This window comes from Paraburkholderia fungorum, from assembly GCF_046027215.1.
Lineage (GTDB): Bacteria > Pseudomonadota > Gammaproteobacteria > Burkholderiales > Burkholderiaceae > Paraburkholderia > Paraburkholderia fungorum_D.
Genome location: NZ_JAQQEN010000001.1, coordinates 4,410,770 through 4,434,637, shown reverse-complemented (window position 1 = coordinate 4,434,637; position 23,868 = coordinate 4,410,770). Strand labels below are relative to the sequence as shown.

The following is a 23,868-nucleotide window of genomic DNA, read 5'->3' as shown; positions in this document are numbered from 1 at the left end:
CGGTCTTTGACGCTGCCCGGCTGCTTACTCCATGTACAAAATCATCGCCACGGATCTCGACGGTACTTTGCTGAATGCCGATCACCAGGTGGACCCCTTCACGGTCGCCACCGTGCGCAAACTGGAGCTCGAAGGGCTGCATTTCGTGATCGCCACGGGCCGCCATTACTGCGACGTCGCAGGTATTCGCGATGTGCTCGGCATCAACCCGTATCTGATTACGTCGAACGGCGCGCGCATCCATGCACCGGACAACACGGTGATCCACGCGGACGATCTGCCTCCCGCCATCGTGCAGCGTCTGGTGCAGCCGGAAATCGCCGGCGCGCACGGCCGCGTAATCGTCAATCTGTTCGCCGACCAGGCATGGCTGATCGACCGTGATGCGCCGGACCTGCTGAAGTTTCACCAGGATTCGGGTTTCACCTACGAGGTGACCGATCTGCCGAAGCACGATGGCGTCGACATCGCGAAGGCCCTTTATATCGGTGAGCCGGCCGATCTCGCGCACATTGCGGCCAACCTGGAACGCGAATTCGGCGACGCCCTATACGTCACCTATTCGTTGCCCGATTGTCTGGAAGTCATGACGGCGAACGTGTCGAAGGGCCGCGCATTGCAGATCGTGCTCGCGCGTCTTGGCCTCGACGCGTCGCAGTGCGTCGCGTTCGGCGACAACATGAACGATATCGATCTGCTGGAAACAGCCGGCTATCCATTCATGATGAATAACGCCAATCCCGATCTCATGACGCGCCTGCCGAACGTGCCGCGCATCGGCAATAACTTCGAGGCTGGGGTCGCGCATCATCTGCGCAAGCTCTTCTCGCTCGACGACGAACTCATGTCCTGAACGAAACGGCCCGCGTCCACTTTCGCGGACGCGGGCCGGGTTTTCAGACGATCCAGCGGACCCAGCGCCTAACGCTGCTCAGGCAAGGCCGGTCAGTCACGCGCATTGCGCTTAGCCGTGCCATCCGCCACGGTAATCGCGGTGGTCGCCCCGGTTATCGTGGCCCCAGCGGCGGTCGTTGTGATCCCAACCGCGGTCGTGCCGGTAGTCGCCACGGTAGTAGCGATGGTCCCAGCCGCCATTGCCGTAGTACACCGGTTGGGGCGCCGCGTAGACGGGCGCGGGCCGGGCGTAGACCGGTGCGCCGAGCGACAGGCCGATATTCAGATCCGTATGCGCTTGCGCGACACCGCATGCGCCCGCCGCGAGTCCTGCAGCAACCAGCAAATGAGTGACGATGCGTTTCATATTGTTCTCCTGTGAGGCGACGTGTGTTGTCGCACAGGTTCAATCTACGCATTCCGGCCGCCGGCTACTGCGACGAGATGTTACGGACTGCAAGCATCGTCGCAAGGTTAGTAGCACGGTAGGGCGCCCTTCGAGCGCGCTCCTGACAGTTCCATTGACCACGAAAGCCCCGCCAAATAAGGCTATGCGGCCTGTCTCCACGTATCGACGCTTAACGGCAGCAGGGCAATTCAGTAATCTACCGCTCGCTCCCGTAATCGGGCCTTACATCTGTATTACTCGATTAATCTGCCTTGCTCGCTGAAGCGCCCGACACTGCGGCGGCCGGAGCGCCTGGCAGCGCCGCGCACGGACAATCGGCGGCGCGGCCATCCAGTCCCTGGTGCTCATGCCTGAAACTGGCGCGGGCCGTGCCGTTTTGCCAGTCGAGGCGAACGATGTAAATACTGTCGAAGTCGTCGCTCTTCCAATTAGGAACCTCGGCCGCATTGCCGCCGTGCGCGCTCATCATCTGGCGCAGTAGCTTCACGATCAGCTTGTGTTCCCACGCAACGACAATCAGCTTGTTGCGATTGGCGGGATTGACGAGCGTACTGCCGAGCTGGTCGATCTGGGCGAAGCCATACGGCGTTTGCACCGGCATCTGGAACTGGATGGCGGTCGGCTCGATAGTGGCGAGCGGGCGGACATAGTAATAAGGATGGCCGCTGTCGTCCTTCTGCTGGCTTGGATCGGGCGCATAGATGGCGTCCGGTTTGCCGAACTTGGCCGCGATCACCGCCGGCAACGCAAGCGCGCGGTTGAGCCCTTGGCAATTGAGCTGGCCGTAGCCCTGCGCGGGCTTCTCGCCGTGGCGCACGAACACGAGCGTTTCAACATTGCCGTCGGCCGCATGCGCGGCAGGTAGCGTCAGCATGCCAACGCACAAGCTGCCGATCGACAGTGCAACGCCATGCAGGAATCCGCGGAAACGGTTCATCGGTGGTACCTGTGCGAGCCTGGGAAGTCGCACGATTCTAGCAGTGGGGCTTGGACGGTTCGCGTGACACACCCAAAAGAAAGCGGGCGCCGTAGCGCCCGCCTTGACTGCCGGAGTTACCGCACGCGCTTATCAGTCGAGCGCCAGTTCCTTGGATGCGCCGCGGCGGTTTTCGGCGATAGCCGGATACAGGACGCCAGCGATTACCGCACCGATAATCGGCGCGACCCAGAACATCCACAGTTGATCCATGGCTGCACCGCCAACGAACAGCGCCGGGCCGGTAGAACGAGCCGGGTTGACCGACGTGTTCGTGACCGGGATCGAGATCAGGTGAATCAGCGTGAGACACAGGCCGATGGCGATCGGCGCAAACCCGGCCGGCGCGCGTTTGTCGGTCGCGCCGAGGATGACGAACAGGAAGAAGCCGGTCATCACCACTTCGCAAATAAAGGCGGCCGCAAGCGAGTAATGGCCGGGCGAGCGCTCGCCGTAGCCGTTGCTGGCGAAACCGCTGGCGACGAGATCGAAGCCCGGTTTGCCCGATGCGATGAGCGACAGCACCAGCGCGCCCAGCACGGCGCCGATGACCTGCGCGACGATGTAGGGCATCAATTCGCGTGCCGGAAAGCGGCCGGCGACAGTCAGGCCGACGCTCACGGCCGGATTCAGGTGGCAGCCGGAGATGTGGCCGATCGCGTAAGCCATTGTCAGGACGGTCAGGCCGAACGCGAGCGAAACGCCCACGAAGCCGATGCCGAGCCCATGAACGGGACCTGCGAAGTTAGCGGCGAGGACGGCGCTGCCGCAGCCCCCGAGCACAAGCCAGAAGGTGCCGAACAGCTCGGCAGCGAGGCGCTTTGACAACTGCATGATTGGTAATCCTAAAAAGGTTGGCGCTCAGAGTAGCCTGCATGGGTAAGTACGGATGCATGCCTTTGAGCGCGCAATTCTAGGGAAATACGGGCAAATCGGGTGTCAAGAATTGTCAATGTGGCATCGGCTTCAGCGATTATTCAGAGATAAAGGCGCCGCTTTTACGATTCATGGATGGTTAATAATTATCAGAGGAAATCTTCCTAAATCGGTATTATTGGCCATTGCGAATTTTTATAATTACCGTTAGTCTCCGAGCCAATGAGTTCTAGAACGGGGAGAGCCAAATGTCTCAATATGCAGATCTCAAGGCGCAGATCGCCAGATTGCAGGCACAAGCAGATGAAGCCAGGCGCACTGAAATTGACAATGTGGTCGCCGACATCCGCCAAAAGATCGCTGAATACGGTCTGACTGCTCAGGACCTTGGCTTCGCGGTCGCCGCCAAGCGCGGACGCCCGCCCAAGAAGGCGCCGCTGCCGGCGAAATACCAGGACCCTAAATCAGGCAATACATGGAGCGGGCGCGGCAAACCGCCGAAGTGGATTGCCGGCAAGAATCGCGAACGCTTTCTGATTGGCGCAGCTTGAATGGATTGCCGCTCGGTGCGAAAGCCAATTGAAGGTTTTTGCTATTCGGCTGTTTAAGGCGTTCGCGCTATTCGGGGATGGAAGCGCATCCACGCCGCCATTAAAAAGCCGCCTTTCAAAAAGGCGGCTTTTCTGTAGAAGAAGCGGGATAACTCCGACATACCGCTCGCGCAAACGATTCACATGGAAATTTTACTGACGATTGCCACGCAAATCGGAAAACGGTGAAGGCGATCTCAAGCGGCTGACCGGATAAGCGCCAGCCGCGCAAACGCGTGAATCAACCCACTGCAACCTGGCGCAACATCGGCCGGCGGGTCGCCTCGATCAAGGTCGAATAGCCGTCCACATAATTCTGCGCCATCGTCCTCGCGCTAAAGCGGCGCTCGAACTGGGTGCGAATCTCAGTGCGCGACAATTCGTCCAGGCGCTGCAGCGCGGCCACCGCGCCTTGCACGTCCTCGACGATATAGCCGGTCACGCCGTGGTCGATCACCTCCGGCACCGAGCCGCGATTGAACGCAATCACCGGCGTGCCGCACGCCATGGCTTCGATCATCACCAGACCGAACGGCTCCGACCAGTCGATCGGAAACAGCAAGGCCTTGGCGCCGGACAGGAACTCAGGCTTCTGCGCCTCGTTGATCTCGCCGACGAACTCCACGTGCGCCATCGAAAGCAGCGGCTCGATTTCCCGCTTGAAGTATTCCTGGTCGGCTTTGTCCACCTTGGCGGCGATCTTCAGCGGCAGACCGCTCTGGGCAGCGATCTTGATAGCTGTATCGACGCGCTTCTCAGGACAGATACGGCCGAGGAACGCCAGATATTCCGGCTTCTTGTGCGTTTGCGGCGTTAGCAACTGCTCCGGCAGGCCGTGATAAATCGTGTTTAGCCAGTTCGCCTGCGGCAGCGGCGCACGCTGCGAGTCCGAAATCGACACCACCGGCACATGGGAAAACGCGTCGAACACCGGTTGCAGTTCCGGCAAGTCCAGACGGCCGTGCAGCGTAGTCACGAAAGGCGTGTCCATCGAGGTGAAGAGCGGAAACGGCATGTAGTCGAGGTGGAAGTGCAGCACGTCGAATTCATGCGCGATCTTGCGCACCTTTTCCATCATCAGGACGTGCGGGGCCAGCGCGTCGCGAATCGTCGGGTCGAGGCGCAGCGCGCGCGGCCAGCAGGCGTCCAGCGTCGCGGAGGTGACCGAGTCGCCGCTCGCGAATAGCGTCACGTCGTGGCCGAGTTCGACCAGACCTTCGGTCAGGTAGGACACGACACGTTCGGTGCCGCCATAAAGTTTCGGCGGGACGGCTTCATATAACGGCGCAATTTGTGCGATTCGCATACGTATTCTCCTGATTCAGCGGCTTCGCACAGCAGCGCTCGGATGGAGCGGAGGCGAATACCTGACGGACGGTTGGGCGCGGTAAGCCGCCGCCCGGGGGTGTTCCGAACCTGCATCGGGTTATCCCTTATGCTCATTATCGGGGTCGACAGCGCTAAAACGAGTTATTTTTCAAACGCTTAATGTTGTTACAGCACGAAACATGCGGCGTTACAGATCGCGCAGACAGCGCTGCCGTCAGACGAAAAGCAGGATTGGCAGGTAAATGAAGCTCAAAAACAACGCCAAAGACATACCAGACGCCCGGAGCCCGGTGCCTACACCCCTGACGTTGCAGAGAAGTGAAAACGTCTTATAATTCTTCCTCACCACTCTAAAGGTGCGGGCTGGGAGCCTTCCATGGCTCACCATTTGGCTCACACCATTCTGGAAAATTATCCAGGGCGCATCGCAAGATTTCTGTAGTGCGCCGTTTTCCCTCGCTTCAAAACCCCTGCCAGCGGTATTTGTAGGAAAAATTCCTACACAAATGACGGATTAATCCGTCAAGCAGGCTGGGTGTCTGTCCGATTTTCGTTCGCTCCCCCTTTCGCCACAATGCTTGCAACACCAGAAGCGAGCCGATTCGTGCGGTTTAAGTGCGCGCGTTCGAGCAAACGTTTCCGTAACGGCCTGACCAGCCAGATATACCCCGGGGGAATCAATGAGCGCGACAAGCGAAATGCTCAATGAGATCAGAGAAGTCAACCTGTCTTATCTCCTGCTCGCGCAGCGTCTGTTGCGCGAAGACAAGCCGATGGGCATGTTTCGCATGGGGATTTCGGACCAGTTAGCCGACGTGCTCGCCAATCTGTCGTTGGCGCAGACCGTCAAGCTGGCGGCGTCCAATCAGGTGTTGTGCCGTTTCCGTTTCGATGACCATGCCGTGCTGTCCGCCCTTGCGGATAAAGGCAAATCCAGCGCCGTGGCTCGGGCGCATTCCGCGATCCTGATGGCAAGCCAGCCGGTCGAACAGCTCGGCTGATGGCAGCTTAGAACGCAAATAAAGCGATCGGGACGGGGGATTTACAGGCGGATGGCATCGCGCACGCGCATGATCCGCAGCACGTCCGTTGCACGGCGCCTGTTACACGGCGCCTGTTACACGCGTCCGTTACACGGCGCCCGTTGCACGGCGCCCCCATCCCCATCCAGTGGGCCTCGCAGCCCGTTCGCGCGGCGCGGGGCCTGATTCATCCGCCTCTGGTTTACACCGGAGCGACGAGCCGCTTTTCCGCCAAAGTTTTCTGCTCCGTTGCCGTAAACCAGATTAACGACGGTCACCGTCGCTTCTTTGTGAGGGCTCGGCAGTGCTGATTTTCGTGGGAACACTCGTGACGCTGTTGTCCGTTTTCGGCGGTTATGTGCTGGAAGGCGGACATCTTGGCGCGCTGTTGCAACCCGTCGAAGTGCTGATGATTGTCGGCGCAGGTGTCGGCGCATTCATTCTCGGCAACGGAATGAAGACGATCAAAGCGACGCTGCGCGTCATTCCAACCCTGTTCAAGGGCGCGAAGTACAACAAGGACGTCTACATGGAGCTGATGGCGCTCCTGTACGTTCTGCTGGCCAAGGCGCGCAAGGAAGGCACGCTGACGCTGGAAGCGGACATCGACGATCCGTCGAAGAGTCCGATCTTCACTCAGTACCCGAAGATCCTCGCCGACGAGCACATCGTCGAGTTCCTGACCGACTACCTGCGTCTGATGGTGGGCGGCAACATGAACGCGTTCGAAATCGAAAGCCTGATGGACGAGGAAATCGAGACGCATCACCAGGAAGGTGAAGCGCCCGCACACGCCCTGAACAAGGTCGGCGACGCGATGCCGGCTTTCGGTATCGTCGCGGCGGTGATGGGCGTGGTGCACACCATGGCTTCGGCCGACAAGCCGCCCGCGGTGCTCGGCGAGATGATCGCCCAGGCGCTGGTCGGCACCTTCCTCGGCATTCTGCTTTCGTACGGCCTGATTGGACCGCTCGCGAGCGTCGCCGAACAGCGCGTGACCGAATCGACCAAGATGTTCCAGTGCATCAAGGTGACGATTCTCGCCAGCCTGAACGGCTATGCCCCGGCGATTGCCGTCGAATTCGGCCGCAAGGTGCTCTTTTCGACCGAACGTCCGTCGTTCGCGGAGCTGGAAGAGCACGTGCGCCGCGTCAAAGCCAAGTAACGGGCGCCGGGAACCCAATCGATGAGCAAGGACAAAGACCGCGCCATTGTCGTCAAGCGCTCCGCACCGGCCAAGAAAGGCCACCACGGCGGCGCGTGGAAGCTCGCGTATGCGGACTTCATGACCGCGATGATGGCGTTCTTCCTGCTGATGTGGCTGCTGAGCTCGGCCTCCACCGTGCAGTTGCGGGGTATCGCCGACTACTTCAACCAGCCGCTGAAGATCACGCTGTGGGGCGGCGATCGCAGCGCCGAGGACACGAGCATCCTGAAGGGCGGCGGCCGCGACATCTCGACCGACGCGCAAGGCGTGACGCGTTCGACCGACGGCAGCAGCAATCGCTCGGACCACACGGCTTCGCATAGCAACGAAGACTCGATGAAGCAGCTGCAGGGCGAACTGGAGCGCCGTGAGCAGGTCCGCCTGCACGATCTGCAGGTCAAGCTGATGGCCGCGATCGAAGCGAATCCGGTGCTGCGCCAGTTCAAGCAGCAGATCCGTATCGACTCCACGCTGACCGGCTTGCGCATCGAAATTGTCGACTCGCAGAAGCGGCCGATGTTCGCCACCGCAAAAGATCAGGTCGAGCCGTATATGCGCGACATCCTGCGCGAAATCGGCCACACGCTGAACGACGTGCCGAACCGCATCATCGTGCAAGGCCACACCGACGCCGCGCAATATGCCGGCGGCGAGAAGGGCTATAGCAACTGGGAACTGTCCGCGGACCGCGCCAATGCGTCGCGCCGTGAGCTGGTCGCTGGCGGCATGGATGAAGCGAAGGTGATGCGTGTGCTCGGGCTCGCGTCGACGCAGAACCTGAACAAGGCGGACCCGATGGACCCGGAAAACCGCCGCATCAGCATCATCGTGCTGAACAGGAAGTCCGAGGAGGCGCTTGACCATGACGACTCCACCACGACCACCTTGTCGGACGATGCGGCTGGCTCCAAGCCTTTGCTGCAAAGACTTGCGCAACCGGTGACGGTTGCCCCGAAGGCGCCGGCGATAGCGCCGGCGGCCCAGTAACAGATAGCGATCGGCTGGCCGGACCCGGCGCCCACGTGGCGCGGCCAGTCCGGCGATCCATAGCGTAAGTGCAGCGAGGTTTTCATGATCAGGCACATTCTGGCAATCGACGATTCGGCATCGATGCGGCAAATTCTCGCCGCCACGCTGACGACGGCCGGCTATGAAGTGACGCTTGCGGCGGACGGCAACGAAGGGCTCGAAAACGCGCTCTCCATGTCGTTCGACCTCGTGCTGACCGACCAGCACATGCCGGGCAAGACCGGCCTCGATCTGATCGCCGCGCTGCGCGGCAACCCGGCTTACCAGGCCACGCCCATCCTCGTCCTCACGACGGAATCGGGCGAGCCGTTCAAGGAAGCGGCGCGGGCCGCGGGCGCAACCGGCTGGATCGAAAAGCCGCTCGACCCTGACATGCTGACCGAGCTGGTGGCGGCGTTAGCAGAACCGGACCACGCATAAGCGCCCCTTTTTCACAAGTTATAGAAGCTCTCGACGCGGCGGCACGGCAGCCCAAGCCTAGACAGGAACTCTCGCGGTGACCCAGGCATGACACTCGACATCACTCAGTTCTATCAGACGTTCTTCGACGAAGCGGACGAACTGCTCGCGCAAATGGAGCAGTTGCTGCTCAATCTGGACATTGCGCATCCGGACCCCGAAGACCTCGCGGCAATTTTCCGCGCGGCGCATTCGATCAAGGGCGGCGCGGCGACCTTCGGCTTTACCGCGCTGACGGAAACGACCCACATTCTCGAATCGCTGCTCGACCGCGCGCGCAATAACGAACTCGTGCTGCGTAAGGACATGATCGATACGTTCCTCGAAACCAAGGACGTGTTGTCGGGCCAGCTCGCCGACTATCGCGCGAGCGCCGAGCCGGATGGGGCCGTCGCTAAAGCGATCTGCGCGAAGCTCGAACGGTTGAATACGGAAAGCCGCGCCGGCGGCGCACCGGCAGCGGCGCCGGCCGTCGCGCCGGCGGCAGCAGCAGTAACAGCAGTAGCAGCACAAACGCAGGCAGCGCAAGGCGGCACCCCGCCCGAGCACGTCGTCGAACAGGCGGTGCAGGCAGCGGCGGGTGAATGGATTGACGGCGAACCGGCGCAGACCGGCGAAGCCACGGGCGGCGGCGCAAGCGGCCCCCATCTGAAAATTACGCTACGGGGCGTGGGTGAGAAGGACCAGGAACTGCTGGCCGAAGAGCTCGGCAACCTGGGGAATATCGTCGGGCAGGTCAAGAGCGGCGGCGATCTGACGCTGTGGCTCCAGACCGATGTAACCGCCGACGACATCATCGCCGTGTGCTGTTTCGTGATCGACGAAAGTCAGATCACGATTGGCCGCGGCACCGCACCGGTGGACGAAGCGCAGCAAGGCGAACCTGGAACGCCAGACGCTGCGCACTCGTCGCCGACGCAAGCAGCACACGTGGCGGCACAACCAGCAGCTTCGCCGGCACCGGTTGCCGGCACCGCTGCGCCCGCCCAAACCGCTACGCACGGTCGGTTCGACGCGCCGGCGGCAGAAGCCAACGCACCGGCGCCCGCCGCGGCTGCACTCGCAGCCGCGAGCGGCGCGCCGGCTGCCGGCGCCGCTCTACCGGCGGCAGCGGCCGAACAGGACCGCAAGGCGCGTCCGGCCGCGGCAGCAGGCGGCGCGGAAGGCAGCTCGATTCGCGTCGGCGTGGAGAAGGTCGATCAGTTGATCAACCTGGTCGGCGAACTGGTGATCACGCAGGCGATGTTGGCCGAAACCACCAGCACGTTCGACCCGGCGCTGCACGACCGGCTCTTTAACGGCATGGCGCAGCTCGAGCGCAACGCGCGCGATCTGCAGGAAGCGGTGATGTCGATCCGCATGATGCCGATGGATTACGTGTTCAGCCGCTTCCCGCGTCTGGTGCGCGATCTCGCGGCAAAACTCGGCAAGGAAGTGGAACTCGTCACCTTCGGTCAGGCGACCGAACTCGACAAGAGCCTCATCGAACGGATCATCGATCCGTTGACTCACCTGGTGCGCAACAGTCTCGACCACGGCATTGAAACCGTGGAAGCGCGGCGCGCGGCGGGCAAGGATTCAACTGGCCAGCTGGTGCTGTCGGCCGCGCATCACGGCGGCAATATCGTCATCGAAGTGAGCGACGACGGCGCCGGTTTGCGTCGCGACAAGATTCTCGCGAAGGCGGCCAAGCAGGGCATGCAGGTCAGCGAAACGATGTCCGACGAAGAAGTCTGGAACCTGATTTTCCTGCCGGGCTTCTCCACGGCGGAACAGGTCACGGACGTGTCGGGCCGTGGCGTCGGCATGGACGTGGTGAAGCGGAACATCCAGTCGATGGGTGGTCACGTGGAAATCACCTCGCATGCGGGCAAGGGCAGCACGACGCGGATTGTCCTGCCGCTGACGCTGGCGATTCTCGACGGCATGTCGGTGAAGGTCGGCAGGGAGATCTTCATCTTGCCGCTGAACTTCGTGATGGAATCGCTGCAGCCGCGAGCCGAAGACATCTACACGGTGGCCAACGGCGAGCGTGTGGTGCGGGTGCGCGGTGAATATCTGCCGCTCGTCGCGTTGCACGAAGTGTTCAACGTCGATGACGCGAAGCAGGAGCCGACCCAGGGCATCGTCACCATCATGCAGACCGAAGGGCGCCGCTTTGCGATGCTGATCGACGAGCTGGTGGGCCAGCAGCAGGTGGTCGTGAAGAATCTGGAAACGAATTACCGCAAGGTGCACGGCATTTCCGCCGCAACCATTCTCGGCGACGGCAGTGTCGCGCTGATCGTGGACGTGGCGGCGCTGAACCGCGAGACTCGCCACGCGCATGGCGCGATGAGCCTCGCATGATGTCCGTCAAACTCGTCGCAACACTCACTCAATTCATTTCATCCCAACCGTTTGGGGGCTAACGTGGCAGAAGTCCAATCCATCAATTCGAGCGTCGCGAACGCGAGCGGTACGAGTGGTCGCCGCGACTCGCAGCAGGCAGACGCCGGCGGTCAGGAATTCCTCGTCTTCACGCTCGGCGCCGAAGAGTACGGCATCGACATTCTCAAGGTGCAGGAAATCCGCGGCTACGACAACGTGACGCGGATTGCCAATGCGCCCGAGTTCATCAAAGGCGTGATCAATCTGCGCGGCATCATCGTGCCGATCGTGGATATGCGCATCAAGTTTCATCTGGGCCGGGTCGAGTACGACCATCAGACGGTGGTGATCATCCTGAACGTCGCGCATCGCGTGGTCGGGATGGTGGTGGACGGCGTGTCGGACGTGCTGACGCTCGCCACCGACCAGATCATGCCGGCGCCGGAATTCGGCGCCACGCTGACGACCGAGTACCTCACGGGTCTGGGCACCGTCGACGGCCGCATGCTGATCCTGATGGACATCGAGAAGCTGATGACCAGCCGCGAAATGGCGCTGATCGAAACACTCGCCGTTTGACGGCTTACACGAAAGACAGATCGCAACAGGGAGCGCCAGGATGCTGAGCAGGTGGTCGATTCGCACATCGTTGACTATGGTGGGGATCATTCTGGTCGCGCTGACCGTGGTGGTCGGCGCGCTTGGACTTACCGCGCTGAACGGCGCGAGTCAGTCACTCGACCGCATTGCGCGTGGCGACCTGATCGCCATTCACGCGCTCGACGATGCCTCGGCGTACCTGTTGCGTTCGCGTCTCGCAGTGGACCGCTTCAACACGCTGTCGGCCGCAGGCAACGCGGACGAAGCGAAGAAGGCGATCGACCGCGCCCAGGAACTGCTGACCAAAGGCAATCAGAGCTGGCAGCTGTATCTCGATGCGCCGAAGCAAGGCATCGATCAGGCGCTGCTCGACGACGTTCTCGCCAAACGCACGAGCTTGCTGCACGACGGCGTCGATCCGGAGTTCGCGGCACTGACTGCGAACGACATGGCCGCCTATCACGCGATCGCCGATACGAAGATCAGCCCGATGTTCATCGCCTACGACGGCGCCGCATCGGCGGTTATCAAGGCGTTGCAGCAAAGCGCCGCGGATCAGCAGGCAGCCGCGCAATCGAACATCTCGCTGATGACGACGCTGATTATCGCGGTCACCGTGCTCGCATTGCTGATGGTGATCGGCATCCGCTTTGCGTTGCGTGGCCTGATCGTGCAGCCGCTGCAGGACGCCACCACCTGCTTCGAGCGGATCGCTTCGGGTGATCTGTCCGAGACGATCGAAGTGTTCAGCCACAACGAAATCGGCCGGCTCTTTGCGGGCATCAAGCGGATGCAGGAAAGCATGGCGACGATGGTGCGGGCCGTTCACGGCAGCGCCGAATCGATTGATACCGGTGCGCGCGAAATCGCGATGGGCAACACCGATCTGTCGCAACGCACCGAGCAGCAAGCGGCTTCATTGCAGGAAACCGCATCGAGCATGGAGCAGTTGACCGGCACCGTGCGGCAGAACGCCGAGAACGCGCGTCAGGCAAGCCAGCTGGCCGTCAATGCTTCGGATATCGCGACCCGCGGCGGCGATGTGGTGAGCCAGGTCGTCACGACGATGCAGGGCATCGCAACCAGTTCGAACAAGGTCGTCGACATCATCGGCGTGATTGAAGGCATCGCATTCCAGACCAATATTCTCGCGCTGAACGCGGCGGTCGAAGCCGCGCGGGCAGGCGAGCAGGGCCGCGGCTTCGCGGTGGTCGCCGGCGAAGTGCGCAGCCTCGCGCAGCGCAGCGCCAGCGCCGCGAAGGAAATCAAGGAATTGATCGGCGACTCGGTCGACAAGGTGCAAAGCGGCTCGGTGCTGGTCGGCCGCGCCGGCACGACGATGGACGAGATCGTGCAGGCGGTGCGCCGCGTGACCGACATCATGGGTGAAATCAGCGCGGCGTCCGAAGAGCAGTCGGGCGGCATCGAACAGGTGAATCGCGCGGTCGTGCAGATGGACGAAGTCACGCAGCAGAACGCCGCGCTGGTCGAGCAGGCAGCGGCTGCGGCGGCGTCGCTCGAAGAGCAGACGCGCCAGTTGCAAACGGTGGTGAGCGGCTGGAAGGTGGCCGGCGGGCAGGTGCGCAGCAGCGCGGCAGCGGCACGTCCGCAGAGTTCACTCCCGGTGAGCGGCGGCAAATCCGTGCAAGCCGCTAAAACGGCACCGCGCGCCGCGGCGCATACCGACGCGCAGCCGGCAGCGAACGCGGCAGCCCGTGCAACACCCGCTTCGGCCGTTCGTGATGCAGTCACGGCACGCGTCGAACCGGCGCTCAAGCCGAAAGCAGCTCGCGCGGCATCCGACTCCGTAGTGCGCCCGGCCGCCGCAAGCGCGGCCACGGCGGGCTCGGATGCGGACTGGGAAACGTTCTAGGAAGTGGCACAAAGACATGCAGTCATTCGGCATCTCGTCCCATGAGGGGCGAATCATCGAAGCACGCTTGCAAGGCGTGTCGCGGGCCGATTGCGTGTTGGCAGAACTCGCGGGCGGGCGCGACCCCGCGAACACAATCCCTTTCGTCGACGGCAACCCCTTTGACGGGAAGTGGGATGGCTCGTATCGCAGGCAGGAACTTTCATAATGGCAACGCGCGCACAGCAACTTCCGCTACCGGCACGTCCTGACCGGGCGGAGCCGGCCAGATCCGGCGAACCGGGACGGGATTTCGAATTCACCTCGGCGGATTTCGCCCGTATCCGCGAACTGATTCATCGCAGCGCGGGCATTTCGCTGTCGGATCACAAGCGCGATATGGCGTATAGCCGCCTGGCGCGTCGCTTGCGCGCCCGCGGTCTGGAAACCTTCAAACAGTATCTCGATCTGCTGGAAGCGGAGAACGATCCAGCCGAGTGGGAAGCGTTCACCAATGCGCTGACCACCAACCTGACCGCGTTTTTTCGTGAGGCGCATCACTTTCCGATCCTCGCCGATTTCGTGCCGCGTCGCGCGCAGCCGGTGTCGGTGTGGTGCTCGGCGGCTTCGACCGGCGAGGAGCCGTACTCGATCGCGATGACGTTGATCGAAGCACTCGGCGACAGCGGCGTGCGCCAGGCCACGGTGCTCGCCACCGACATCGACACGCAGGTGCTGGCGAAAGCCGAAGCCGGCATGTACCAGTTCGACCAGGTCAAACATCTGTCGCCGGAGCGGCTCAAGCGCTTCTTCCTGAAGGGCACTGGCGCGCATGCGGGCATGGTCAAGGTGCGCCCGCAAGTGCGCGCGATGGTGCGCTTCGAACAACTGAACCTGACTGAGCGCGACTACCAGTTGCGCTCGCCATTCGACGCGATCTTCTGCCGCAACGTGATGATCTATTTCGACAAGCCGACGCAGGCGCAGGTCCTTGCGCGCTTCGAGCCGCTAATGAAGTCGGGCGGTTTGCTGTTCGCGGGCCACTCCGAAAACTTCACCTACGTGACGCAGGCATTCAAGCTACGCGGCCAGACGGTTTATGAACTGACGCGCGACGTGGCCGGCACGCGCACGCCGTCGCGCGCGAGCGACCAGGCGCATCGCGCCGCAAGTGGGGTGACGGTATGAGCAGCGCCCTGCCGATCGCCACCAATCTGTACTTCGACAACCACTTCCAGCGCCCCGGCGTGAAGTTGCTGCCGAACGAGTTTTACACGACGCATGAGGATATGGTGCTCGTCACCGTGCTCGGCTCGTGCGTCGCGGCCTGCATCCAGGATCGCACCGCGGGCATCGGCGGCATGAATCACTTCATGCTGCCCGACGACGGCGCGGATGTCGGTCAGCCCGCGTCGGATTCGATGCGCTACGGCGCGTACGCCATGGAAGTGCTGATCAACGAACTCATCAAGGCCGGCGGCCGGCGCGAGCGCTTCGAAGCCAAGGTGTTCGGCGGCGGCGCGGTGCTGGCCGGCATGACGACGATGAACATCGGCGACCGCAATTCGGAATTCGTGCGCCGCTATCTGGCGGTCGAAAAGATCCGTATCGTCGCCGAAGACTTGCAGGGTTCCCATCCGCGCAAGGTTGCCTTCATGCCGCGCACCGGCCAGGTGATGGTAAAGAAATTGCGCCTGCAGCAGGAAGCGGGCGTGGCCGAGCGCGAGCAGGCGCTCATGCGGCAGAGTGCTGAAGCACGCGCCGAGCGGCTCGCGGCGGCCCGCAAGCGGGTCGAGTTGTTCTCGACGCCGGGAGGCAGCAAGCCGAAGGTCGAACTATTTGGCCCGAACGCGGGTGGCGCCGCAACCGCGGCAGCAAAGCCGCGCATCGAACTGTTTGGCGCAGGCTCGCGCCCGATTCATTCAAACAACGCCAGAACTACAGAGGAGGCGTGAGCGCTGTGCAAAAGATCAAAGTACTGTGCGTCGACGATTCGGCGCTGATCCGCAGCCTGATGACGGAAATCATCAACGGCCAGCCGGACATGACCGTCGTAGCGACCGCACCCGACCCGCTGGTCGCGCGCGATCTCATCAAGCAGCACAATCCGGACGTGCTGACGCTCGACGTCGAAATGCCCCGCATGGACGGCCTCGACTTCCTCGAGAAGCTGATGCGCCTGCGGCCGATGCCAGTGGTGATGGTGTCGTCCCTGACCGAGCGCGGCAACGAAATCACGCTGCGCGCGCTGGAACTGGGCGCGGTCGACTTCGTCACCAAGCCGAAGGTCGGCATTCGTGACGGCATGCTGGATTACGCTGAAAAGCTCGCCGACAAGGTTCGCGCCGCAGCTCGCGCGCGCGTGCGTCAGGCCGCGCCGGTGCAGCACGCGGCCGCTCACGCCGCGCAGGCACCGGCCGCCGCCGCGCCGCTTTTCAACAACCCGCTGCTCAGTACCGAGAAGCTGATCATTGTCGGCGCGTCGACGGGCGGCACCGAGGCGATCCGCGAAGTACTGGTGCCGCTGCCGCCGGATGCGCCCGCTGTGCTGATCGCCCAGCACATGCCGCCGGGTTTCACAAAATCTTTTGCGCAACGCCTCAATGGTTTGTGCCGGATTACCGTTAAAGAGGCAGAGCACGGCGAACGCGTGCTGCCGGGGCATGCGTATATCGCGCCCGGCCACGCTCACCTGTTGCTTGCCCGCAGCGGCGCGAACTATATTGCCCATCTGTCGGACGAGCCGCCGGTGAACCGGCACCGTCCGTCCGTGGACGTGCTGTTCCGTTCGGCCGCGCAGCACGCGGGCAAGAACGCGGTCGGGGTGATCCTGACCGGGATGGGGCGCGACGGCGCCGCCGGACTGCTGGACATGAAAAAAGCGGGGGCGTACACCCTCGCGCAGGACGAAGCGAGCTGTATCGTGTTCGGCATGCCGCGCGAAGCGATTGCGCTCGGCGCCGCGGACGAAATTGCCTCGCTGCCGGAAATGAGCCGGCGCGTGATGGCGCGTCTGTCGTCGATGGGCGAGCGCGTTCAGCGGGTATGATGCGGGCCTGACGGCGAGCGCCCGGCATGGGACCGGAGTAAGTGCCGTGCATGGGACCAGAGTAACGCGCTAAAGCACGAACTCTGGTCGACAACTCCGGTCGACACCGGGTAGATTGAGGCGCGAGTTTGAGGCGCGAGTTTGAGACGAATTAAGCGCCGCACCATGGATCAAGCAAAGGGAATGAAATGGATAAGGGAATGAAGATTCTGGTTGTTGACGACTTTCCGACGATGCGCCGGATCGTTCGCAACCTTCTCAAGGAACTGGGCTACTCGAACGTCGACGAGGCGGAAGACGGCCAGGCCGGCCTCGCGCGTTTGCGCGGCGGCACCTACGACTTCGTGATCTCCGACTGGAACATGCCGAACCTCGACGGTCTGGCCATGCTCAAGGAAATCCGCGCGGACGCCAGCCTCACACACCTGCCGGTGCTAATGGTGACGGCCGAATCGAAGAAGGAAAACATCATCGCGGCGGCCCAGGCCGGCGCGAGCGGTTATGTCGTCAAGCCGTTCACGGCCGCGACGCTCGACGAGAAGGTCAACAAGATTCTCGAGAAGATGGCGAAAGCCGGGAGCTGATGTGAATCTGCCGACCAACGCGCAAGACGCCGACGCGGTCAACGAGAGCGGTGACTTCGCGTCCGACCGCATCCTCGCCCGCATTGGACAATTGACGCGCACGCTGCGCGACTCGATGCGTGAGCTGGGGCTCGACAAGCATGTCGAGCGTGCGGCGGAAGCCGTGCCCGATGCCCGCGACCGTCTGAAGTACATCGCGAACATGACCGAGCAGGCCGCCGAGCGCGTGCTGTCCGCGATCGATATCGCCAAGCCGGTCCAGACGCAGTTGCAGCAGGATGCTGGCGAGCTCGATGCGCGCTGGGAGCAGTGGTATGCGGCGCCGATCGAGCGCGAAGAAGTGCGCGCGCTGATGAACGACACGCGCACCTTCCTGCGCGGTGTGCCCGAGGCCACAACGGCAACCAACGCACAGCTGATGGAAATCATGCTGGCGCAGGACTTCCAGGATCTGACCGGCCAGGTCATCAAGAAGATCACGGATGTCGTGTATCTGATCGAGCAGCAGTTGCTCGGCGTGCTGGTGGAGAACATCGCGCTCGAACGGCGCGAGCAGTTCGCAGCGAATGCGGCGGCGCTGGCGGCGGAAACCTCGCCGACCGGCAGCCCTGAACATCTGCTGAATGGCCCGCAGATCAATCCGGAAGGCAAAGCGGACGTGGTGCAGGACCAGTCGCAGGTCGACGACCTGCTGTCGAGCCTGGGCTTCTGATCCACACAGCGCGTCCCGAATCAGCAGACAAAACCGGCACGTGCAGCAAGCCATGCGCCCGCATATGCTTGCTTCCTTCCTACACGCAACCGCAGGCATACTACGAGAGCAAGCAGTCATACGGCGTTCCGGTGAGCATTCACCACCGGCCGGCGGCACCGGTAGGAACTCTTCCTGCGTGTGACCGCAATGGTGCCGTATCATCTGCCTACATGCCGCCAGATCGCATGAAGATGCGGACCGCGCGGCAGTTGCCCGGGAGGAGCCTCGCCATGTCGAGTTGTGTACGCCGCGCCGTGTATCTATCGCTGTTTGCCTTACCGTGTTCCCTGTGCGCCGTGCAGTCCGCTTATGCGGTGCTGGGCGGCGCCCCCATGACCCCGCCTGCGAATGCCTCGGTGTCCTCGCGTGTCATTCAGCCTGTCGCCACTGCGGTCGCAGCCGCCCAGGGCGTGATGCGTTCCACGTCGAACCCTGCTTCTTCACCGTCTGCCCAATCCCCGTCTTACACCGTGCGAGCCACCACGCTTGTTAACGGCACGGTGGTGCGCGAATATCTGGCCACGGACGGCGTGGTGTTCGGCATCGCGTGGCATGGTCCACAAATGCCCGACCTGACGAGTCTGCTCGGCAGCTATTTCCCGCAGTATGTCTCCGGCCTGAAGGCCGCGCGGGCGGCGCGCGGCGGCGGTCGCGGTCCCGTCGCGGTCGACCAGAGCACGCTCGTGGTGCGCTCCGGCGGTCACATGGGCGGGTTCAGCGGGCAGGCCTGGTTGCCGCACGCACTGCCCGCGGGCGTCAGCGGTTCCGACATCCAGTAATGGCGAGGACGAACCATGCGAACCAAGCAAATTGCGATGAAGTTCAAGGGCTGGATGCGGGCCGTCCTGGCTGTCGCGGTGGTGTCGGTTGTAGCCGCGTGCGGCGGCAGTGACGGCAGCGGCGGTGGCAGCCCGACCAACACCAACCCGCTGAACGGCGGGGCGCTGCCACCTAGCCCGACCCAGCAGGCAATCGCCGCGAATGCGGTGAATACCGTGCCGATCACGGTCGGGCCGGGCGTGAGCGGCGTGATCAATATTCCGACGGTTAGCGTGACCGTGTGCCCACCCGGCACGACCACCAATTGTCAGACCATCAGTAACGTCCAGGTGGATACGGGTTCGTTCGGTTTGCGCCTCGTCAGCTCGGCGCTGAATACGTCGGTGCTCAATTCGCTGCCGGTCAGCGCGCTGGCCGGCAACGGTTCGCCGCTCGCCGAGTGCGCAGCCTTCGCTGACGGCATCACCTGGGGCACGGTGCGCACGGCAACCGTGAAAATCGGCGGCGAGACCACAAAGACGGGCATCCCCGTGCAGATCATCGGTGATCTCCCTAGCAGCGCAGTGTCCCCGGGCGATTGCGCCACCAGTGCAGCGCAGGAGACCGCCAGCGATCTGGGCGCGAACGGCATTCTCGGCATCGGCACCGCGCCCAATGATTGCGGGTCGAACTGTCTGGACCCGGCGAGCAGCAACTACTTCGTCTGTCCTGGCGGCACCTCCTGCACGCGCACCGCGGTGACGGCTCCGCAGCAGGTCGCCAATCCCGTCGCCTCCTTCCCGCTCGACAACAACGGCGTGATCGTGCAGATGACGCCGTCCGTGTCGAACACCGGTTCGCCATCGGCGTCCGGTACCCTGGTGTTCGGTATCGGCACCCAGTCCAATAACGCGCTGGTCAACGCGCAGGTATTCACCACCGATACCTTCGGTAACATGAACAACAGCGTGTTCAATGGCTCGACGGTCCAGGCTTTCCTCGACTCCGGCTCGAACGCCTACTTTTTCGCCGACAGTACGCTTCCGCTGTGTACCAGCTTCCCGGACTTCTACTGTCCGACGTCGGCGCAAAGCCGCTCGATCACGCTGGTCGGGCTAAACGGCGCGACAGCGGCCGCGCCCGTCGGCATTCTGAGCGCGGCAACCCTGTTCAGCAACGGCAGCAACTTCGCATTCAACGATCTGGGCGGGCAGATCGCCGGCAGTGGCACCTTCGATCTCGGTTTGCCGTTCTTCTACGGCCGTCACGTGTACTACGGCATCGATCAGACGCTGAACGGGGGGGCGGCGCCTTTCGTCGCGTATTGAAGAAGCGCCCGGTGCCGCACGGCTGTAAGTTGGCAATGGGTTAGCAATGGCACGGAGGCTCGCGCGAAGCTGCGCGGGCGTCCGTTTGCCGGCCGCCCGTTGCAGACCGCCCGCATCCCACATCCCACATCCTGCAGCCGCCCGCCGGGCTGCCTGCGCGCTGTTCCATCCCTCGAAATACCCCCCTTTCTCCGCCCTTATCCGCCGATCATGGCTTGCGTCGAGCGGGAATAATCGCTCTCACTGGAAAGAGGCGTCGTGCCTCGCCCGACTGGAGAGCTTTTGTGGCAGAGGATAGCGACCTCGAAAAAACCGAATCAGCCACTCCCCGGCGCCTGCAAAAGGCGCGCGAGGAAGGGCAGATCGTGCGTTCGCGGGAGCTGTCGACCTTTGCGCTGCTGGCAGCGGGGTTCTATGGCGCATGGGGCATGTCTGGCCACATCGGCGAGCATCTGCAAAACATGCTGCGCGCGGCGTTCACCTTCGATCACGCCGGTGCGTTCGAAACCCGCCGCATGATGATCGGAGCCGGCGCGGCGGGCCGTGAAGGCCTGTACGCGCTGCTGCCGATTCTCGGTTTTACCGGCGCGGCCGCCTTGTTCGCGCCAATGGCGCTGGGCGGCTGGCAACTGTCGGCCAAAGGGCTGGAACCGAAATTCAACCGGCTCAACCCGGTCGCCGGGCTGGGCAAGATTTTTTCGATCAATGGGCCGATCCAGCTCGGCATGTCGCTCGCCAAGACGCTGGTGGTGGGCATCATCGGCGGCACGGCGGTGTGGAATCGCCGTGAAGAGATTCTCGCGCTGGCCACGCAGCCGGTGCACCTTGCGCTTGCCAACACCCTGCACCTGATCGCCGTGTGTTGCGGGATGACGGTGGCGGGCATGTTCATCGTGGCAGCGCTGGATGTGCCCTATCAGCTGTGGCAGTTCCACAAGAAACTGCGCATGACGAAGGAAGAAGTGAAGCGCGAACACCGCGAAAGCGAAGGCGATCCGCACGTCAAAGGCCGGATTCGCCAGCAGCAACGCGCGATTGCCCGCCGCCGCATGATGACCCAGGTGCCGAAAGCCGACGTGGTGGTGACCAACCCGACCCACTTCGCGGTCGCGCTGCAATACACCGATGGCGAGATGCGCGCACCGAAGGTCGTCGCCAAGGGCGTGAACCTGGTGGCCGCGCGGATTCGCGAACTCGCGAAGGAAAACAACGTGCCGCTTCTGGAGGCGCCGCCGCTCGCGCGTGCGCTGTATCACAACGTCGATCTGAACCGCGAGATTCCAGGGCCGCTGTATGGCGCTGTGGCCGAAGTGCTCGCGTGGGTCTATCAGTTGCGACGCTTCAGGACCGAAGGCGGCGAAGCGCCGGTCGCACCGACCGACTTCGACGTGCCGGCGGACCTCGACAAGGGCGGCGTATCGGATGAAGAAGCCGATCAGGAAGCCGCCGACACGCTTAACCCAGATAACGACGACGTTTCAGGAGCCTCCGCATGAACGCTCGCGCCGGATTCCTGTCCCGACGGCCGGATGCCTTGAGCGGCACCAATTTGCGCGCCCTCGCCGGGCCGGTGCTGATCTGCATGATCCTCGGCATGATGATTCTGCCGTTGCCGCCGTTCCTGCTGGATCTGCTGTTCACCTTCAATATCGCGCTTTCCGTGATGGTGCTGCTCGTCAGCATGTACACGATGAAGCCGCTCGACTTCGCCGCTTTCCCGAGCGTGCTGCTGTTCTCGACGCTGCTGCGCCTCTCGCTGAACGTGGCGTCCACGCGGGTCGTGCTGCTCGAAGGGCATACCGGCCCGGACGCGGCGGGGCAGGTGATCGAGTCGTTCGGTCACTTCCTCGTGGGCGGCAACTTCGCGGTCGGTATCGTCGTCTTTATCATTTTGATGGTGATCAACTTCATGGTGATCACCAAGGGCGCGGGGCGGATTGCGGAAGTTTCCGCGCGCTTCACGCTCGATGCGATGCCCGGCAAACAGATGGCGATTGACGCCGACCTGAACGCCGGCCTCATCAACGAAGAACAGGCCCGCAAGCGCCGCCTTGAAGTCTCCCAGGAAGCCGAGTTCTACGGGTCGATGGACGGCGCGAGCAAGTTCGTGCGCGGCGATGCGATCGCCGGTTTGCTGATCATGGTGATCAACATCGTCGGCGGGCTGATCGTCGGGATGGTCCAGCACGGCATGGACTTCGCGTCGGCGGGCAAGAACTACACGCTGCTGACCATCGGTGACGGCCTCGTGGCGCAGATCCCTTCGCTGGTGATCTCCACGGCAGCCGGTGTGATCGTGTCGCGCGTGGCCACCAATGAAGACATCGGCACGCAACTGACGGGGCAGTTGTTCACGAACCCGCGCGTCCTGGTGATCACAGGCTGCATTCTCGTGCTGATGGGCCTGATTCCGGGCATGCCGCACTTCGCGTTTCTGATTCTCGGCGGCGGTTTGATCCAGCTCGGCCGCACCATGAAAAAGCGCGCCGAGGACCGCAAGAACGGCACGGCGCTGGTCGATGTCGCACCGGCCGCGATGACGCCGGTCGAGAACACCGAAGCCAGCTGGGACGACGTGACGATGATCGACACGCTCGGCCTCGAAGTGGGCTACCGGCTGATTCCGCTCGTCGACAAGAACTCGGACGGCGAACTGCTCAAGCGGATCAAGAGCATCCGCAAGAAGTTCGCGCAGGAAATCGGCTTCCTGCCGCCGGTGATCCATATCCGCGACAACCTCGAACTACGGCCGAACGGCTACCGGATCGCGCTCAAGGGCGTCGAAGTGGGCGTTGGCGAAGCGTATCCGGGACAGTGGCTCGCCATCAATCCGGGGCAGGTCTCCGCCGCGCTGCCCGGCACGCCGACGCAGGATCCGGCATTCGGCCTGCCGGCCATCTGGATCGACACGAATCTGCGCGAGCAGGCGCAGGTGTATGGCTACACCGTGGTCGATTCGAGCACGGTGGTGGCGACGCACCTGAATCACCTGGTCGTCACGCATGCGTCCGAGCTGCTGGGCCGCCGCGAGGTCCAGGCGCTGCTCGAGCGGATGCAGAAGGACACGCCGTCGCTGGTCGACGATCTGGTGCCGAAGACGCTGCCGCTCACCACGCTGCAGAAGGTGCTGCAAAACCTGCTGGAAGAAGGCGTGCCGATCCGCGACATGCGCACGATTCTCGAAGCCTTGTCCGAACACACGCCGAAGGTCACCGACGCACACGATCTCACCGCCGCCGTGCGCCTTGCACTGGGCCGCGCGATTACCCAGCAGTGGTTCCCGGGGACGGGCGACATGCAGGTCATGGGCCTCGACGCGAACCTCGAGCGGGTGCTGTCCCAGGCGCTGTCTACCGGCGCCAATCCGGGCCTGGAACCCGGTCTCGCAAATACGCTCCTGACTGAAACCCAGAAAGCGATGACGCGTCAGCAGAACCTTGGCCTCGCTCCCGTGCTGCTGGTCCAGCATGCGCTGCGGCCGATGCTCGCGCGCTTCCTGCGCCGCAGCCTGCCGCAGTTGAAGGTGCTGTCTTATGCGGAAGTGCCGGACACGCGCAATATCAAGGTCGTCAATCTGATCGGCGCGCGCGGGTAAGCCGGGCGCTTGCCTCGTCGAGGGTTTGATCGACACTTTCGCCGGCGCTCAGGGAGCGCCGGTTTGCATTCCGGGATCTGACCTGGCGGCCCGCAAGCGGTCGGGAAAGTCCACCCCGCGGGCGCCAAAAGGCCGGTTAAAACCACCGTGCGGGCGACTTGCGGTGCGTTTCCATCACCCGAATTG

General features: G+C 63.0%; 22 protein-coding genes. 18 read left to right on the top strand and 4 right to left on the bottom strand.

Going from position 1 to position 23,868, the window contains the following annotated elements; all coding sequences use genetic code 11:
- The first annotated feature begins 31 nt into the window (after positions 1-31).
- Positions 32-853 (top strand): Cof-type HAD-IIB family hydrolase, encoded by an 822-nt coding sequence (locus PQR27_RS20005; RefSeq protein ID WP_408525240.1) that lies wholly within the window; start codon positions 32-34, stop codon positions 851-853.
- 111 nt (positions 854-964) lie between these two features.
- Here the strand turns inward: PQR27_RS20005 and PQR27_RS20000 are convergent, their stop codons facing one another.
- The 3 genes from PQR27_RS20000 to aqpZ all read right to left on the bottom strand — a co-directional run bounded on the left by PQR27_RS20000 (position 965) and on the right by aqpZ (position 3,113).
- The gene (locus PQR27_RS20000; RefSeq protein WP_408525239.1) at positions 965-1,261 is read right to left on the bottom strand and encodes a PXPV repeat protein; all 297 of its coding nucleotides are present in this window, start codon (positions 1,259-1,261) and stop codon (positions 965-967) included.
- 283 nt (positions 1,262-1,544) lie between these two features.
- Positions 1,545-2,240, bottom strand: a complete 696-nt coding sequence (locus PQR27_RS19995; RefSeq protein WP_408525238.1) for a histidine phosphatase family protein — start codon at positions 2,238-2,240, stop codon at positions 1,545-1,547.
- Positions 2,241-2,372: 132 nt separating this feature from the next.
- Entirely contained in the window at positions 2,373-3,113 is a 741-nt protein-coding gene (gene aqpZ / locus PQR27_RS19990) for an aquaporin Z (protein ID WP_408525237.1), read from the bottom strand.
- Positions 3,114-3,403: 290 nt separating this feature from the next.
- On the opposite strand from aqpZ, the gene PQR27_RS19985 reads away from it, so the two are divergent.
- Positions 3,404-3,706 (top strand): H-NS histone family protein, encoded by a 303-nt coding sequence (locus PQR27_RS19985; RefSeq protein ID WP_408525236.1) that lies wholly within the window; start codon positions 3,404-3,406, stop codon positions 3,704-3,706.
- A gap of 280 nt (positions 3,707-3,986) precedes the next feature.
- Here the strand turns inward: PQR27_RS19985 and PQR27_RS19980 are convergent, their stop codons facing one another.
- Positions 3,987-5,051, bottom strand: coding sequence for a glycosyltransferase family 4 protein (locus PQR27_RS19980; protein ID WP_408525235.1), 1,065 nt, complete (start codon positions 5,049-5,051; stop codon positions 3,987-3,989).
- Between the two features lie 703 nt (positions 5,052-5,754).
- Between PQR27_RS19980 and flhD the strand changes: the two genes are divergently transcribed.
- The 16 genes from flhD (at position 5,755) to flhA (ending at position 23,682) form a co-directional block, all read left to right on the top strand.
- The gene (flhD, locus tag PQR27_RS19975; RefSeq protein WP_408525234.1) at positions 5,755-6,075 is read left to right on the top strand and encodes a flagellar transcriptional regulator FlhD; all 321 of its coding nucleotides are present in this window, start codon (positions 5,755-5,757) and stop codon (positions 6,073-6,075) included.
- Positions 6,076-6,400: 325 nt separating this feature from the next.
- Entirely contained in the window at positions 6,401-7,261 is an 861-nt protein-coding gene (gene motA / locus PQR27_RS19970; RefSeq protein WP_408525233.1) for a flagellar motor stator protein MotA, read from the top strand.
- Positions 7,262-7,282: 21 nt separating this feature from the next.
- The gene (motB, locus tag PQR27_RS19965; RefSeq protein WP_408525232.1) at positions 7,283-8,290 is read left to right on the top strand and encodes a flagellar motor protein MotB; all 1,008 of its coding nucleotides are present in this window, start codon (positions 7,283-7,285) and stop codon (positions 8,288-8,290) included.
- A gap of 84 nt (positions 8,291-8,374) precedes the next feature.
- Positions 8,375-8,752, top strand: coding sequence for a response regulator (locus tag PQR27_RS19960; protein WP_408525231.1), 378 nt, complete (start codon positions 8,375-8,377; stop codon positions 8,750-8,752).
- A gap of 87 nt (positions 8,753-8,839) precedes the next feature.
- On the top strand, positions 8,840-11,140 hold the full coding sequence (cheA, locus tag PQR27_RS19955; RefSeq protein WP_408525230.1) for a chemotaxis protein CheA: 2,301 nt from the start codon (positions 8,840-8,842) through the stop codon (positions 11,138-11,140).
- A 63-nt stretch (positions 11,141-11,203) separates the two neighbouring features.
- Positions 11,204-11,740, top strand: a complete 537-nt coding sequence (locus PQR27_RS19950; RefSeq protein WP_408525229.1) for a chemotaxis protein CheW — start codon at positions 11,204-11,206, stop codon at positions 11,738-11,740.
- Between the two features lie 40 nt (positions 11,741-11,780).
- Positions 11,781-13,634 carry a methyl-accepting chemotaxis protein gene (locus PQR27_RS19945; protein WP_408525228.1) on the top strand — a complete coding sequence of 618 codons (1,854 nt, stop codon included), beginning with the start codon at positions 11,781-11,783 and terminating at the stop codon, positions 13,632-13,634.
- A 204-nt stretch (positions 13,635-13,838) separates the two neighbouring features.
- A complete protein-coding gene (locus PQR27_RS19940; protein ID WP_408525523.1) occupies positions 13,839-14,801 on the top strand; it encodes a CheR family methyltransferase in 963 nt (320 codons plus the stop codon).
- Positions 14,798-15,568 (top strand): chemoreceptor glutamine deamidase CheD, encoded by a 771-nt coding sequence (gene cheD, locus PQR27_RS19935; protein ID WP_408525227.1) that lies wholly within the window; start codon positions 14,798-14,800, stop codon positions 15,566-15,568. The genes PQR27_RS19940 and cheD overlap by 4 nt, the downstream gene beginning before the upstream one ends.
- Positions 15,569-15,573: 5 nt before the next feature.
- Positions 15,574-16,662 carry a protein-glutamate methylesterase/protein-glutamine glutaminase gene (gene cheB / locus PQR27_RS19930; protein ID WP_408525226.1) on the top strand — a complete coding sequence of 363 codons (1,089 nt, stop codon included), beginning with the start codon at positions 15,574-15,576 and terminating at the stop codon, positions 16,660-16,662.
- Positions 16,663-16,850: 188 nt separating this feature from the next.
- A complete protein-coding gene (gene cheY / locus PQR27_RS19925) occupies positions 16,851-17,246 on the top strand; it encodes a chemotaxis response regulator CheY (RefSeq protein WP_408525225.1) in 396 nt (131 codons plus the stop codon).
- 1 nt (position 17,247) lies between these two features.
- Positions 17,248-17,958 carry a protein phosphatase CheZ gene (gene cheZ, locus PQR27_RS19920; RefSeq protein WP_408525224.1) on the top strand — a complete coding sequence of 237 codons (711 nt, stop codon included), beginning with the start codon at positions 17,248-17,250 and terminating at the stop codon, positions 17,956-17,958.
- Between the two features lie 272 nt (positions 17,959-18,230).
- Positions 18,231-18,779: a DUF2844 domain-containing protein gene (locus PQR27_RS19915; RefSeq protein WP_408525223.1), complete on the top strand. Its 549-nt coding sequence runs from the start codon at positions 18,231-18,233 to the stop codon at positions 18,777-18,779.
- A gap of 15 nt (positions 18,780-18,794) precedes the next feature.
- Entirely contained in the window at positions 18,795-20,087 is a 1,293-nt protein-coding gene (locus tag PQR27_RS19910; protein ID WP_408525222.1) for a DUF3443 domain-containing protein, read from the top strand.
- A 284-nt stretch (positions 20,088-20,371) separates the two neighbouring features.
- Positions 20,372-21,583 carry a flagellar biosynthesis protein FlhB gene (flhB, locus tag PQR27_RS19905; protein ID WP_408525221.1) on the top strand — a complete coding sequence of 404 codons (1,212 nt, stop codon included), beginning with the start codon at positions 20,372-20,374 and terminating at the stop codon, positions 21,581-21,583.
- The gene (flhA, locus tag PQR27_RS19900; RefSeq protein ID WP_408525220.1) at positions 21,580-23,682 is read left to right on the top strand and encodes a flagellar biosynthesis protein FlhA; all 2,103 of its coding nucleotides are present in this window, start codon (positions 21,580-21,582) and stop codon (positions 23,680-23,682) included. Before flhB ends, flhA begins: the two co-directional genes overlap by 4 nt.
- The last annotated feature ends 186 nt before the right edge of the window (positions 23,683-23,868 follow it).

Coding starts and splice junctions, on each gene's coding strand:
- PQR27_RS20005 (WP_408525240.1), top strand. CDS start 32: ATGTACAAAATCATCGCCACGGATCTCGACGGTACTTTGCTGAATGCC.
- PQR27_RS20000 (WP_408525239.1), bottom strand. CDS start 1,261: ATGAAACGCATCGTCACTCATTTGCTGGTTGCTGCAGGACTCGCGGCG.
- PQR27_RS19995 (WP_408525238.1), bottom strand. CDS start 2,240: ATGAACCGTTTCCGCGGATTCCTGCATGGCGTTGCACTGTCGATCGGC.
- aqpZ (WP_408525237.1), bottom strand. CDS start 3,113: ATGCAGTTGTCAAAGCGCCTCGCTGCCGAGCTGTTCGGCACCTTCTGG.
- PQR27_RS19985 (WP_408525236.1), top strand. CDS start 3,404: ATGTCTCAATATGCAGATCTCAAGGCGCAGATCGCCAGATTGCAGGCA.
- PQR27_RS19980 (WP_408525235.1), bottom strand. CDS start 5,051: ATGCGAATCGCACAAATTGCGCCGTTATATGAAGCCGTCCCGCCGAAA.
- flhD (WP_408525234.1), top strand. CDS start 5,755: ATGAGCGCGACAAGCGAAATGCTCAATGAGATCAGAGAAGTCAACCTG.
- motB (WP_408525232.1), top strand. CDS start 7,283: ATGAGCAAGGACAAAGACCGCGCCATTGTCGTCAAGCGCTCCGCACCG.
- PQR27_RS19960 (WP_408525231.1), top strand. CDS start 8,375: ATGATCAGGCACATTCTGGCAATCGACGATTCGGCATCGATGCGGCAA.
- cheA (WP_408525230.1), top strand. CDS start 8,840: ATGACACTCGACATCACTCAGTTCTATCAGACGTTCTTCGACGAAGCG.
- PQR27_RS19945 (WP_408525228.1), top strand. CDS start 11,781: ATGCTGAGCAGGTGGTCGATTCGCACATCGTTGACTATGGTGGGGATC.
- cheD (WP_408525227.1), top strand. CDS start 14,798: ATGAGCAGCGCCCTGCCGATCGCCACCAATCTGTACTTCGACAACCAC.
- cheY (WP_408525225.1), top strand. CDS start 16,851: ATGGATAAGGGAATGAAGATTCTGGTTGTTGACGACTTTCCGACGATG.
- PQR27_RS19915 (WP_408525223.1), top strand. CDS start 18,231: ATGTCGAGTTGTGTACGCCGCGCCGTGTATCTATCGCTGTTTGCCTTA.
- PQR27_RS19910 (WP_408525222.1), top strand. CDS start 18,795: ATGCGAACCAAGCAAATTGCGATGAAGTTCAAGGGCTGGATGCGGGCC.
- flhA (WP_408525220.1), top strand. CDS start 21,580: ATGAACGCTCGCGCCGGATTCCTGTCCCGACGGCCGGATGCCTTGAGC.